General features: G+C 55.6%; 13 protein-coding genes. 5 read left to right on the top strand and 8 right to left on the bottom strand.

What is annotated here, in order from left to right; genetic code table 11:
* Window positions 1–260 precede the first annotated feature (260 nt).
* Window positions 261–1,244 (top strand): hypothetical protein, encoded by a 984-nt coding sequence (locus tag C0606_03440; GenBank protein ID PLX39566.1) that lies wholly within the window; start codon window positions 261–263, stop codon window positions 1,242–1,244.
* A 40-nt stretch (window positions 1,245–1,284) separates the two neighbouring features.
* On the opposite strand, the gene C0606_03445 is transcribed toward C0606_03440, so the two are convergent.
* Window positions 1,285–1,479, bottom strand: coding sequence for a hypothetical protein (locus C0606_03445; protein PLX39567.1), 195 nt, complete (start codon window positions 1,477–1,479; stop codon window positions 1,285–1,287).
* A 45-nt stretch (window positions 1,480–1,524) separates the two neighbouring features.
* Here C0606_03445 and C0606_03450 point away from each other — a divergent pair, with 45 nt between their 5' ends.
* On the top strand, window positions 1,525–1,947 hold the full coding sequence (locus C0606_03450; protein ID PLX39568.1) for a hypothetical protein: 423 nt from the start codon (window positions 1,525–1,527) through the stop codon (window positions 1,945–1,947).
* 2,605 nt (window positions 1,948–4,552) lie between these two features.
* Here the strand turns inward: C0606_03450 and C0606_03455 are convergent.
* On the bottom strand, window positions 4,553–5,131 hold the full coding sequence (locus C0606_03455) for an integrase (protein PLX39693.1): 579 nt from the start codon (window positions 5,129–5,131) through the stop codon (window positions 4,553–4,555).
* Between the two features lie 405 nt (window positions 5,132–5,536).
* On the opposite strand from C0606_03455, the gene C0606_03460 reads away from it, so the two are divergent.
* The 3 genes from C0606_03460 to C0606_03470 all read left to right on the top strand — a co-directional run bounded on the left by C0606_03460 (window position 5,537) and on the right by C0606_03470 (window position 7,780).
* On the top strand, window positions 5,537–5,878 hold the full coding sequence (locus tag C0606_03460; protein ID PLX39569.1) for a hypothetical protein: 342 nt from the start codon (window positions 5,537–5,539) through the stop codon (window positions 5,876–5,878).
* A 703-nt stretch (window positions 5,879–6,581) separates the two neighbouring features.
* Window positions 6,582–7,436 carry an integrase gene (locus tag C0606_03465; GenBank protein PLX39570.1) on the top strand — a complete coding sequence of 285 codons (855 nt, stop codon included), beginning with the start codon at window positions 6,582–6,584 and terminating at the stop codon, window positions 7,434–7,436.
* Window positions 7,436–7,780 carry a hypothetical protein gene (locus C0606_03470; GenBank protein ID PLX39571.1) on the top strand — a complete coding sequence of 115 codons (345 nt, stop codon included), beginning with the start codon at window positions 7,436–7,438 and terminating at the stop codon, window positions 7,778–7,780. The genes C0606_03465 and C0606_03470 overlap by 1 nt, the downstream gene beginning before the upstream one ends.
* On the opposite strand, the gene C0606_03475 is transcribed toward C0606_03470, so the two are convergent.
* From C0606_03475 to C0606_03500, 6 genes are all read right to left on the bottom strand, one after another.
* Window positions 7,777–8,331: a hypothetical protein gene (locus tag C0606_03475; GenBank protein ID PLX39572.1), complete on the bottom strand. Its 555-nt coding sequence runs from the start codon at window positions 8,329–8,331 to the stop codon at window positions 7,777–7,779. The two genes, C0606_03470 and C0606_03475, sit on opposite strands and share 4 nt — an antisense overlap.
* 10 nt (window positions 8,332–8,341) lie before the next feature.
* Window positions 8,342–9,724 carry a hypothetical protein gene (locus C0606_03480; GenBank protein PLX39573.1) on the bottom strand — a complete coding sequence of 461 codons (1,383 nt, stop codon included), beginning with the start codon at window positions 9,722–9,724 and terminating at the stop codon, window positions 8,342–8,344.
* 117 nt (window positions 9,725–9,841) lie between these two features.
* The gene (locus C0606_03485; protein ID PLX39574.1) at window positions 9,842–10,342 is read right to left on the bottom strand and encodes a hypothetical protein; all 501 of its coding nucleotides are present in this window, start codon (window positions 10,340–10,342) and stop codon (window positions 9,842–9,844) included.
* On the bottom strand, window positions 10,339–10,542 hold the full coding sequence (locus C0606_03490; GenBank protein ID PLX39575.1) for a hypothetical protein: 204 nt from the start codon (window positions 10,540–10,542) through the stop codon (window positions 10,339–10,341). The genes C0606_03485 and C0606_03490 overlap by 4 nt, the downstream gene beginning before the upstream one ends.
* Complete coding sequence (locus tag C0606_03495) at window positions 10,539–10,751, bottom strand: hypothetical protein (protein ID PLX39576.1); 213 nt, start codon at window positions 10,749–10,751, stop codon at window positions 10,539–10,541. The genes C0606_03490 and C0606_03495 overlap by 4 nt, the downstream gene beginning before the upstream one ends.
* A 278-nt stretch (window positions 10,752–11,029) precedes the next feature.
* A complete protein-coding gene (locus tag C0606_03500) occupies window positions 11,030–12,487 on the bottom strand; it encodes a hypothetical protein (GenBank protein PLX39577.1) in 1,458 nt (485 codons plus the stop codon).
* Between the last annotated feature and the right edge of the window lie 99 nt (window positions 12,488–12,586).

The following is a 12,586-nucleotide window of genomic DNA, read 5'->3' on the forward strand; positions in this document are numbered from 1 at the left end:
GCAGAAGGCGATCAACCAGACGTACTCCTCGGTTCAAGTACTTTCGATACGTTCTGGGTGGCGCGTCCAGATCCCCAATTATCTGCTTGCGGGAAGCCTCATCGTTGAGCCCCGCAGCTATATCGATCTTGCGAGCCCAAACAATTGTAACGATCGAAGCTACGAGTGCAAAAAATGATATCATCGACAAACGGTTCCGACACCGTCAGAATCAGAATATGAAAAACTCGCATATTTAGTGGGAAGAGTACAACGCCAAGATGCTTGATCACATCAACATATACGGAAGCAACCCTTTGGAGGTACTCGCCGTCCTTATGGACCGACGCGAAGGCAACTCCGACCCAAATTGCAAAGTTGGCCTTGTCCTTGAGGGCGGTTCACTGAGAGGTGTCTTTAGCTGTGGGGCTGCTCACGCCCTAAACAAACATGGGCTCGCCAATTCCTTTGACGTAATCATCGGAACCTCTTCCGGTGCGCTCAACGGACTATATTTTCCCGGCAACGATGAAATTCTTGCGTCAACGATTTACGAGGAAAACGCCACTGATCCGAGGTGTCTGAATATATGGAACTTTCCAGAGGTGCTTGATGTTAGATGGATGATTACTGAATGGATACTTGATAAGAAACGATTCTCGGACCAAGCGGTTTATGACGGCCACCATGAGATCTTCATATCAACAACCGATACGGAATCGGGTGAAACACGTTGGTTTTCGAGCAAAAAAGATTCACGGAAAAATTTCGAAAAATCGATCTGCGCAACGGCATACACTCCGATTGTTTGCAGCCAGTTGGAAAATATTGACGGTCGCCATTACAATGACGGCTACGTAAATGCCGCTCTCCCAATTAAAAAAGCGCTCGACGAAGGCTGCACTCATGTTGTTGTAGTTCCTACCCAGCCATGGGGATATAAGAAAACGCGACCCGGGAGATTATCGGGGTTATATAATTCTTGGCGAATCAGAAAACTCGGCAACGGATACAAGCAACATTTTGCACGTCGATACGATAGCTACAATGAGGCACTACGACTTGCAGAGTTCGGCTCGGAGAAATTCCATACCCTTGTGCTTGCACCTCGTACCAAACAAGACATTGTCGGGAATCTTGAATCCAATCCCAAGCGAGTGCGCGAAGCATTCGAGGCATCGACTGAACTTAACTATCAACGAATTTCTGAGGCGCGAAAAACACTCACGTCCATACCACCATCTACGGAAGGCGACATAGGTTAGATGTCCGGACGGAGTGACCGAGAACCGATTGTGTGGAGTGTCACGGGTCGCACATCCTGCGACTGAAACGTCGGACGGCCCGCCGTTTGCGGGGCCATGGGAAGGTCGACTGTCCTACTACCGGATCGATCTGACAGAATTCCAAAACCTTCCGGCCACCCTCCCCCTTCGCCTGATCACCGAAACATATGAGGCGGAGCTTCTCGCGGAACTGTCTGAGGATGAACCTCGGCATTACCCATTTGCTCGGTACGGCAGCGCTGTGCGACCAAACCAGGGCATGTACCTGTCGCGGGCAACACCGAGATTAATTCAGCTCATAACCGCCGCCTATGGGATCGAAGTTGCGGCAACAGAGCCGGCGGCTCCGAGTGCTTCATCTGAAGCGCAACGGGAATTTGCGGAAGGCCAGAGGCACAAGCGCGAGCGCTACTTTTTCAGCCGCAACCCGCGCCTGGTCGCTGCCGCAAAGGAGAACCACGGCTATCGGTGCATGGTTTGCGGCTTCGATTTCGAGGCGACATACGGAGAGCTCGGCAAGGGATATATTGAATGCCATCATGTCGATCCGTTGTCGGAGCGTGCTGAGCGCGATTGGTCAGACGGACTTAAAACAGACATCGATGACGTTGTGGTGCTGTGCGCGAACTGCCCCACCGAATGGTCCTCCGTCAACGCCCCGCGCTGCCCATCGAGGCGTTGAAGCAAGCGATTCAGAAAAAATGATCGATGGCCTGACCCGATGCGATCCTCAATGCTAGCGGTGGAGTTTGCCCTTTGGTCGTGCATTAATAGCGCACTGAGTATCATCGCGTGTGTTATCGAGGTGTGGGGCGTTGAAGGGCAAGACGCTACTGTTGTGGGTAGTGGGTGGCTGGATCGCTTGGGCAGCGCTGACCGGCGACGATAAACCAAAGACACCGCGTCCCGCTGATCCGGCACGCCCTATCTCAGTGCCAGCGACTGCGCCGGATGTCCAGGAAGGTCCGCCCGCATCAACACCAACTCAGGCGCCTGAAATTCGGACACGCGTCGTCGCTCGCCCGGTGGCAAAACCGATCTCCAGAACAGATCTTCCGCCGAAGCCTTCGAAGCCGGTTCGTACTCGGAAGCCGGTCGCAGTCGTCTTTGTCCAAGGAACGCGGGTTCCGCTTTTCGCAGGCCCCGGCAAGACATTCGCGATCCAAGATCGCCTCAACAAAGGGGCCGCCGTCGATTTGCTGGAATCAGGCCCGCAGTGGTCTCGTGTTCGGGCCCGGCTCACTCAGCGAGAGGGTTGAGTGGCAAGTCACTTGATTACCGAAAACTGGCTTCGGCAGACGAGACAGACCACCACCCCGCGCGCACCACCGTCAACGGCAACGCCGATAAAACCGAAACTCTCCCGACAAGCGATTGTCAAAGCGATCATTGCGGAGTCGATCGCGAACTATCCGGGCTCGTGCCCGTGCCCATACAATGTTGACCGCGGGGGCCGACGGTGCGGACGACGTAGCGCGTACTCACGCCCTGGCGGCTATGCTCCGATCTGTTTCGACCGCGACGTTACAGCGTCGATGATTGCGGCATTTCAGACCCGATGACGGTCCCGACCGAAAGTAGATAACTGCGGTAATTGAGCAGACATTGGTCAAAAAGGCTAATTTTAGAACACATCCCGCAGTCAGAATCGCCACGGGGCGCCTCATTTCCACCTATTCCTATTTTCGCGAAACGCCTGAACCATTTTACGCAATTAAGACAGAAGCTGTTTCACAAAGCATCGGAATATTAATGGTTCGGACATCACTCGCATCCGACACCAACAAGACCGCCCCACCTGTAACTAGCCCTCGGGCGCGACCTAAACCGATTGTATTTTTCATTGCCCAACCCCCTAAATTGTAGTACCAAATCAGAATCTTAAGTTGGCCAATTTTTTCGGGTACATTATGATTATTCATAGGCTCGAAAAGGGAGGTGCGCCTTCGTTCTGGACGGATTTTCAATTTTCCTGGCATTTTCTTTCTTGGCGATGGCGGCATACCGGCATTGGCGAGCAACGGCGAAATCTGGCCTAAATGTCCTAAATTTCATTGTTGGCAATCATCGCGTATTTGACGTTCGCCACTTCGCATACCGTGATGTTGCCCGCAACCTTTCAAAACGTGTCCTTTCATATGAATCGGTCGCAACAATCCACCTGACGATCTTTGCCTTTTTTTTACTTGAATCAAAATTTGATATACTTCCTATTATTAATAAAAAGGATGTCATTGATACTGTGAGCAACTACTTTGGGCGCATAGGGGTTTTTTTTGCTACCGTCGCCGCTTTATTAGTGTTAGACTTCACCGCAAGTCGAGTGATATTAACCTTTAGAGACCATCCTTCCGTTTTACACTTATTTGGCAGGGGAGCCGATTTCACAAAATCGGGCGCCCCCGAGAACGAGATTGGCCTCCTTCCAGAGGAGCGCACAATGCATACATTGGCAGATATGCACGGCCAACTTACTGCCGAGGACATTCTAGGCCTCATGGACGAACCAAAATATAAAAAAATCATCGCAAAGCGACGTCAGGAATTGGCAGAATGGTCGAGCGATGTGGATCCGTCGGACGGAGGACCAACCGACGAAGCGATCCTTGCCGAACTTCTTGCTGAACGATTCCGATAAAGTGGGGCTGCAGCCCCACTTTACTTGTATGATGAATAGAATTGGGATTTTTTTCATTGCTATTAATCAACTGTTACCACGGAACAACGTCTAGCCGAGCGGAAAGCATCCTAAAAAACGGCTTTAAGGCCTCAACCGCACCGCGGATGTGGTTGGGAACGGGCGTTTATTTTTTTCAAGAAGGATTTGACCTCTGCTGCGAGTGGGCTCGGAAATCCTGCAAACGACCAAACGCAAAGGCTACAGATACCCCTGTTGTCTTGCATGCACAAATTAATATGGAACATGGGATTGATTTAATCGCAAATAGAAACTGGCCGACACTTCGGAATATTTATAAAGCGAACTACGTTAATCTAAAATCTCTCAAACAAAACGGAATAGACACACTTGTAAGGCCGATGACGGTAGCTGAAAAAAAACTAGATTTCGATCACCCGCTTGATCATGTTTTAATTGACCGACTGGTTGACGCTGAAACGACAGCTCGTGCTTACAATGGTTTTCCCGGTCCAACACTTGTTCGAGCTGCCTTTGTTGAAGGGGAGACGGTGGACCCACGTTCGTGGCTCTTTGACAGAGCGGCAGTAATAGTATCCGTTGTTGATCGTAGCTGCATTTTGTCCGTTACACCGATTAAGTGCTAGGTTTAGGTTGAGCTAGATTTGTTGACCAACAACTGCCCCCACATCCGTTTAGCTATCTCTAGTTCTTCGCAACCGGTTACATTGGCGTAAATCGCTGTGGTGGCCATATCGGCGTGCCCGAGCCATTTCTGGAGCATATTGAGCTGCACGCCCGACCGAATGGCATGAACCCCATAGCCGTGCCGTAAACCTTTCGGCGTCGCATGTCGTCCCGAGATCCCCGCCGCCGTCATCACGGCCTTCACGTGCCGCCACGCGGTTGACCGGCACCAAGGCCAGATACGCTCGCGTTCCGGCAGCGCTGCTGCGAAGTGTATCAGCTCGGCGGTGAGCTCCTCGGGCACGGGGATTTCTCTCATGATATTTCGCCCCCGCTTTTTCAGGGAGCGAACCGTGATGATGCCCGACTGTACCCCCGCTCGCGTCAACGCAAGCGCCTCGGACAAACGACAACCCGTCAATGCCAAGGTTAGGCACAGCAACCGCACCGCGGCCGGCGCGACCGACGCCGCTGCGAAAAACCGCGCTCGTTCGTCGGCATTTATATAGAGACGCTCGCCCGTAGGGGCGTAGAGGCGCATTTCGCTGGATTGCACGCCACTCTGCACTAATGCCGCCTCCTGTTTCGTCTTGTCGATCTCCTCACACGGCATCCTGCTGCCGACCCCGGCTGCGACAGAATTACCAATTGTGTTGCAGGGTGAAGTTTCGTCGCAGCATCAATGCGTTAGCCGCAACATTGTTCTTGAATAGCCTGGAAATACGGCGCAATCAAGTCAAAAATACGTATTGAATCAATAAACTAAACACAATTGGTAATATTGTTGCATCGACGACGCTAGCTCATCGCTCAAAAACACCGAACAAAAGCTTCGGATCAAAGTAAATGAGCGATAAAGACGCTGCAACACACCAGTGTACCAGGGTGATCTTCGGCAAGTCCGCGGGCCGGTATTGAACCGCCCGTATTCCAGGAGGATAGACACATGGACATTCGGACCGCCAACATCTTGGCGATTATCGGACTGGTGGTGCTGATCGTAGCGGTCGTGCTGCCCTACCCGGCCAACCTTGCGCTGTTGGTGATCGGCGCACTGCTGGCGTTCACGGGGGCATTCTTCGGAGGCGCCGTGTTTGCGTCGGTGGCGGCGGTGATACTGATCGCTCAGGGTTTCATCTCGCCGGTGGCGGCGGGCCATATCGGCACCCTGTTCGGGTGGGCTGACTTCGATGCCGCGGTTGGCGCGGGCATCACGGTCTTCGTCGGCGTCGCGGCGATGATCATCACGACGGCGGTGTTCGCGCCTGCGAAACGCAAAGCGGCGTGACGCCCGCTCTCTGTCGGACTGGTGCACCGAGCGCCGGACCGACGGGAGCGATCGCCGCAAGGCGATAGGAGCGAGAGGATCGGAGAGCGCAGCGTCTCCGGTCGCCAGGGCGACTGGCCCAGGGGATAAGGGGGAGCGGCCGAGAGCATCCCCCATTGGCCGACGACGGTCGACCCGATTGTCGGACAATTCAGCAGCCGGGAGGCTGCCGTCACTGGCGAGTGAGCTCGGTAGTGACGGCAGCGGCAACCCGGCTCCCACCCTCGATTTGCACACCTTGTTTCGCGTGATGGCGACGTGCCAGCCGGACCGGCTGCACAACATAGATACAACTTTTGATTGACTTCGCTCCGCAATCTATGGTAGTTTTTACCCATGCTCGGAGGAGGTCCGAGCTATATGCAACATCTCAACGGCAACCATTTTCCAAGGGAGACACCGCCATGGTAATCCGTTTACCCGGCTGCACGTAGATCAGCAGCCCCAGGCATTGCGCATGACCCACGGTCCCAGCGCGTGCAGCCAATTCTGGCACGATGTCGATTGAGCCCCGAGGGGGCTTTTTTTTGTGCCTGCAATGCAGCCCCAGGAACGAGAGGAGCAATGACATCCGGCCCATGCGCACCTGCTGGTGCGGACTGTCCGCGGCTACGGCCCGACATGTCGGCCATCAACACTAACCAAGACAATGAAAGAAGACCCTATGAACGATCTCGCGATGGCGCTCACACAGCTATGCCGCCGCAATCGGGACGGGTCGCAGGCAACTCAGGCGAACCGCCTGAACGGACTAAAGGCAATGGCCGCCGAGCTGTACCAGCTCGGGTTTCGCTTGCCGGCCGCGGCATCGCTCAAACCGAAGCATGTGGCGGCGCTGATAGCGGCGTGGGAAGCGCGTGAGCTAAGTCCGGCGACGATGAAGAACCGCCTTGGCTGGCTTCGCTGGTGGGCGGAAAAAGTCAACAAAGCGTCGGTTATTCCGAGGGAGAATGCCGAGCTAGGCATCGCGACGCGTACGAACGCCGGCGGCAACCGCGCTTGGCAATTGGAACAGGTACGCGCCCTCCCCGACACGCTCATGCAGATGTCACTTCAGCTCATGGCAGCGTTCGGATTGCGGATGGAAGAAGCCCTCAAACTGAAGCCACGCCAAGCCGACGCAGGTCACGCCTTGCGACTGCAAGGATCGTGGACGAAGGGCGCGCGCGCGCGGGACATTCCGATCCGGACGGATGAGCAGCGGCAATTGCTTGCCGCCGCAAAAGAGCTCGTCGGGGGCAACTCGCTGATCCCAACGGGACGCAGTTATATCCAGCATCGAAAGGCATTTGAGCATCAGACGCTGAAACACGGTCTGACCAATCTCCACGGCCTGCGGCACGGCTATGCCCAGGCCCGCTATCGTGAGCTCACGGGCTGGCCCTGCCCGAAAGACGGCGGTCCAGCTCAGAAAGAGCTCATCGGCCACGCGCGTGCGCTTGATCGCCATGCCCGGCTCATCGTGGCTGAGGAGCTCGGCCACAGCCGGATCAGCATCACCACAACCTATCTAGGATAATGAAAGACAGAACAATGGAATTGAAGGACGTCGTGACGGTACGACGCCAACAGCGGAGCGCGCTTGAGACGTACGCGTGGGAGGTGTTTGACCAGGCGGCAATTGCCCGCCTGATTGACAAAGCAACCGCAGAAGGACGGCAGCAGGTGCGCGTGCTTCAGGACGTACCCGTCAACCTGTCAGAGACCGAGGCCGCGAAGGCGCTGGTGCTACGGCTCGCGCAACTTGGTTACCGCGCCATCTGGGAATCCGCTGGCCAGCGGGAGGTAATCGGCAAGCGCGAAACCGGGAGGGTAGCTCGCTACAGCGAACTCATCATCGCGTGGGATGGGGAGGTTATCTAGGGGTCACGTTTTGACAGATTCCATTGATATGTATCTGACAAATCCTCCCACATCGTCATGACCTTGTTCGCCAAGTCAGAGAACTCGCGATCATTGCCGTTCGGGCCTGCGAGCATCACCCGTGCGCCCCCTCCATAGGGACCCATACCAAATCCGCCTTGGCCATACCCAGTGGTTTGGACGGACGTATTGGCTGCATGAATGGGAGAGTTCGCACTCCGACCTGGACGTGTGAGCGAAAGGTGTTTCGATGCATTCGCAATTCCGCGAATAAGTTCGAACTCCTCACAGTTGTCCCCGAGAGCATTCGCGAATGTGGGCACGCTGTCCACCGGACGGTCCTGTTGCGACGCGTCCTTAAAAGTAAATGTTCCATCTATGGCGCTCTTGTGAGCAACATAAATCCAGTCTGCCAAATGAAGCAGCGAAACCGACAGATGGAACGCACGCCGGATATCATCCAAATGCGCGAAGAAATCGGTATAATCGGGTTTCACGATCTTTTCCCAATAATCCTCGGATTCTTTAACTCGTTGAACGTTCTGCACCATCTCACCCCCCCTAATTTATTTCATCCTGATCCGTTGCAGAAACGGCAGGAACAACGATCGTGAACTCGACATCCAATGTATTCGCCTCTTCGTATCTGCGAACCTCAACGTGAATTTCGTGAAGACCATCGCCGTCAAAAGCGTTATCCAAGGCACGTATTGCGCGGCGTATCCGACCAGGCATCTCAGCAAGCGAAGTGGCTTTCGACGTTAGCAAGTCGGCGGCTTCTTCGATGACCTGCAGCCCCTCAATCGGCGTTGGACTGATCGGCAAACGGGCAGTGAGCTTGAGTGTACTAGCGGCGTTCGCATTCCCTTTGATGACATAGTGCAGTGTTTCCGTCGGAAACCGCCGCCCGAGCTGACGAAGACTCGACTCGGCAAGCCATTCGTCATCAAATCCTGAGAAATGGTAGTCATTGGTGGCAAGCTGCGCAGCACTTAGGAAGAGTTCTGCTTGATATGGGCACCATCCAAGGTGAGGCTCAATTGTCGGCGGGGTACGTTTCAGCCGTTCGTATTCTCGCACGCCAGCAATTATTTTGACGATATCGTCTTCGCTCTCAGCAGGAAGTATCTGAAATTGCCTGACAGCCCGATTGAATAACGGCGGACGGAGAAAAAACGCACGAAAGAATTTCCGACGCGCCATACGTTTAAGCTCGTCCGATTGATATGTTTTCACCCCCAGTCGGATATCGAAAGTCTCCCAGGCAGAATAGCAGTAGGCGAGATAGAAAACCGGGACCGACAGGATGCTCAGCTCGATGGGCACCAGAACTCCCCGTAACGTCGCAATTGAAAAAATGTCGCCTCCATCATTGATGGTCTGGTGCACAAAGTGCCACACCAAGCCTACCGCTATCGCTAAGAAAATATATTCAATGGGACGCCTTGCCGAAGTGTACTTTTCTTCCAGCTCGGCAAAAGCATATAGCGAACTCAGAACGACTATCAGCGGAACAAATAATAGTTCAGCGAACAAAGAGAACGAATAAGCTGCGCCAACGAATTCAACAACGACAGTAACGCGGAAATTGTCGAAAATAATACTACGAAAGAACGATGTATCCGGTTGGCTTTTATCGGAACGACCTCGATGTTCTATCGACCTTGCAAGAAGCGCCAATCCGGAGAACAAATACCACAGAACAGTGGCCTTGAGCTCAGATATTGTCCAAAGACCAAACCAAGCCAGAAAAAAAGAGAGGAAGCCAACCCATACAGCAAAAGCAGCAAACAGAAACAATAGCTTCGGCGCAAAAACTGCCCGCAGAACACCAATGAAAGCGCTTCGCACATCGGCATTAAAATTGACAAATAACAAGCCCGCGACCAGCCAAAGCGCAATAGCGATTTCGCGATGAGAGAAAACGTCGTTGATATCGAACATTTAGATGGCAAGCTGTTGCTGTTGCAACCTATAGAATACCACCTCTTCATTGACGGGAACAAATCGAAAAGTCCGCGGCGACATTCCGAGGTGCCGCATCTCGCTTTTTTGAGCACTTCAACACCCCAGCACCAGCACCGCCCCCTGTTCGGTCTCTAGGACATTGATCTCACCATTGAGGCGCATATCGCGAGCGAGCGCGTCGTAGTCGATATAGAAGCGCAGCGGTTCGGGGATATCGTAGCAGTCCTCGACCAGCTCACGCGCGTAGTCGACGGCACTGCCGTGCCAGAGCATGAGATCGTCCAGCCGTGCCAGTACGTCCTCGATGGCGTAACCGTTCTCAGCGAGATAAACGGCTTTCCAATAGTCGTCGTCTTCGGTCTCAAACTCGGCAAACTCAGAAAACCACTGCGTCAGCGTCGCCTGGCAGATGCCGAGGGCGTTGAAGAGCCGGTGATTGTCACCATCGATAAACTGGAGCTCGTATTCTTCGACGGGAAAGCCGTGCATGTCAGTGTGGCTGGCGGCCTTGGCTTTGTACTCCTCCAGGCTGGAGAAGTAGAAGCCAGTCGCATCGATGCTGTACGGCTGCGCGAAATAGACCGAAGTGCTCATGACTGCACCTCCTCGGCGGCAACCTGGAGAGCGATGCCGTCATAGTCCGAATTACTCCGCAGGGCGCGCATCACGTAGTCGCTCAGGATGTCCTGTTCAGTTGCGGGGGCCTGCCCCCGATATTCGAGAAGCCATTCGCTCATCGCGGCGATATCGCTACTGGTGACTGAGATCGTCACCGCCGTGAGGCGGGGGCTCATTGCCCCGCCTCCTGGTTGCGGTTGATCTTGCGGACGACCGTCCGGCCCTCAACGAGCGGCGCGTAGTTGATGGCGAGGTTCATGCCGCTGCCGTCGGCGTGCGCCCATGCGACGCCGATCTTCGTCCAACGGGCTTTCTCGCCATCCCCGACAACATGAAAGACTTCGTGAGACGGGGCGGTGTTCGTGGTTTTGGTCTGTTTGGCCATTGTGGCTCTCCCTTTTCCGATTAGCGGCCACCCTGTGCGGCCGGTCGGAAAGCCACGCGTCCGCGCCCTCCAAGTTCGGCCTGCAATGGTTTTCTCGGGAGACCGCGCAGCGGCGGAAAGCCATTGCGGGGCGGACGGGCCGGACGATTTTTCCGACCAATCCGGCCGCCGGTAGGCTGCATGGAAAGGTTGAGAGCCCCCGAACAGACGAGCCACAGCCGCCCGTTGTCACAAGCTCCAAGGCCGTCGGGGGCGAAACCGTGCTGGATCAGCGGGCGTCAGCGATCGCGCTCGTCGTCGCGTTCGTAGTCCTCACGCATCTTCTCGCGCGCCTTGTCGAGTTCGGCCGGCGTGTACGCATCGTTATACGGTCCAGGCTCCGGCTCGGGGTAATCCCGCTCCGGCCCTCGCATCTCGGCCACGAAAGTCTGGAAGCGTTCACGCAATGACGGAGGCATCTCGCGTTCGAGGACAGCTCGACGCTCGTCAGCATCTTGGGCTCGGATGCGCCGGATGCGTTCGGCGAGAACCTCATCTTCGATCTTGCGCTTCAGCATTGGGGGCGCATCTCGCACTTCATTGAGGAGCCGGTTCTCGGCGTGGGTGCGTGCCATCGTGTTGGCCCGACGCATGACGTCCCGCTCATAGGCGTTGCGCTGTTCAATGCGCTTACGCTCCATCTCGTCGTCGTAGCGATCTTCAGTCCGCTCTCCGACTTCCGGCCAAGGTTCTTCGCGCTTGGCATTGGCGAGTGCCTCTTCGTACCAAGGCTGGGGCGGACGTTCGGCGCCTTTGGCTGCCTGATTGCGCTCAGCGTCGTATTCCTTATCCGCAAACCAGTCGCCAACGCGGTGCTCACGAAACTCGGCCGCGGAAGCGTGTTCGGCTTCGGTCTGCCGGTCATCCCAGTATCGCGCCAACTCCTGGCGTTCAGCGAGCGTCATATCGAGGGCAGGTACGCTATCAGCGGGAGGCCAATCATCTCGTTCGGTGAGCAGCGGATAGGCGTCGCGGTCTTCACGGGAAGGCTGTTTAGCCATCGTCGTCTCCTGTTGCTGAGCGGCGCGCGCGATCGCGCGCCGCTGCTGGCGTTCGGCGCGGTTCGGACCGCGATGTTGGGTGGGGGTTTGGGCGATGCCACGGGTCTTATAGCTGCGCCGGTCCAGGCGCACGCTCGACCCGGCGGCAGCGAGGTATTGGTTGCTCAGTGACTCCCAGCTCGTTCGTGCTGTGGTCACGAAGCTCCTTTGATCCACGTTCGGGATCTTGGACCCGAAGCCCTCCGGCTTCAGCTGACGGTTCGTCAGCAAAAGATGGATGTGGGGGTTATGATTGGTGCCGTCTTCATGGATGGCGGCGTCCACCACCATCCCTTTCGCCACGTAAGGCGCCGCATACTCCCGCATCAATGCCACCCACTGGTCCTTCGGAATATCTCGGGTGATGGCGACTTCAACGGTTTTTGCCAGCCGCGCGTCTTTGCGCCGCGCGGTCATATCCACGGCATTCCAGAGGCTTTCACGGTCCTTTGCCCAATCTGGGGCGTCATTCGGCACCAACAACTCGCTGTGGATCACGTCGACGCGTCCGGCGAAGGTGGTTTTCTTTTGTTCGCGTTCGTTCCAGAGCGCCGTGCCGGAGACATAGGCAGCCGTTGCGACTGCAGAGCGTTGCCCACCGTCGGACCGGAGGCGGGAAACATTATCAACATGACAGTGGACGTTGCCGTTCTGCATCACACGCCCTACCCGAAATCACTCGCCATGGGGTGCAGGGGGTATCCCCCTGCCGCGCTTCCGTGCTTCGCGGGTCCCGTGCAGCGGACCCTGCGAACA

It is taken from the genome of Hyphomicrobiales bacterium, assembly GCA_002869065.1.
Taxonomy (GTDB): Bacteria; Pseudomonadota; Alphaproteobacteria; order Rhizobiales; family Rhodobiaceae; genus Rhodobium.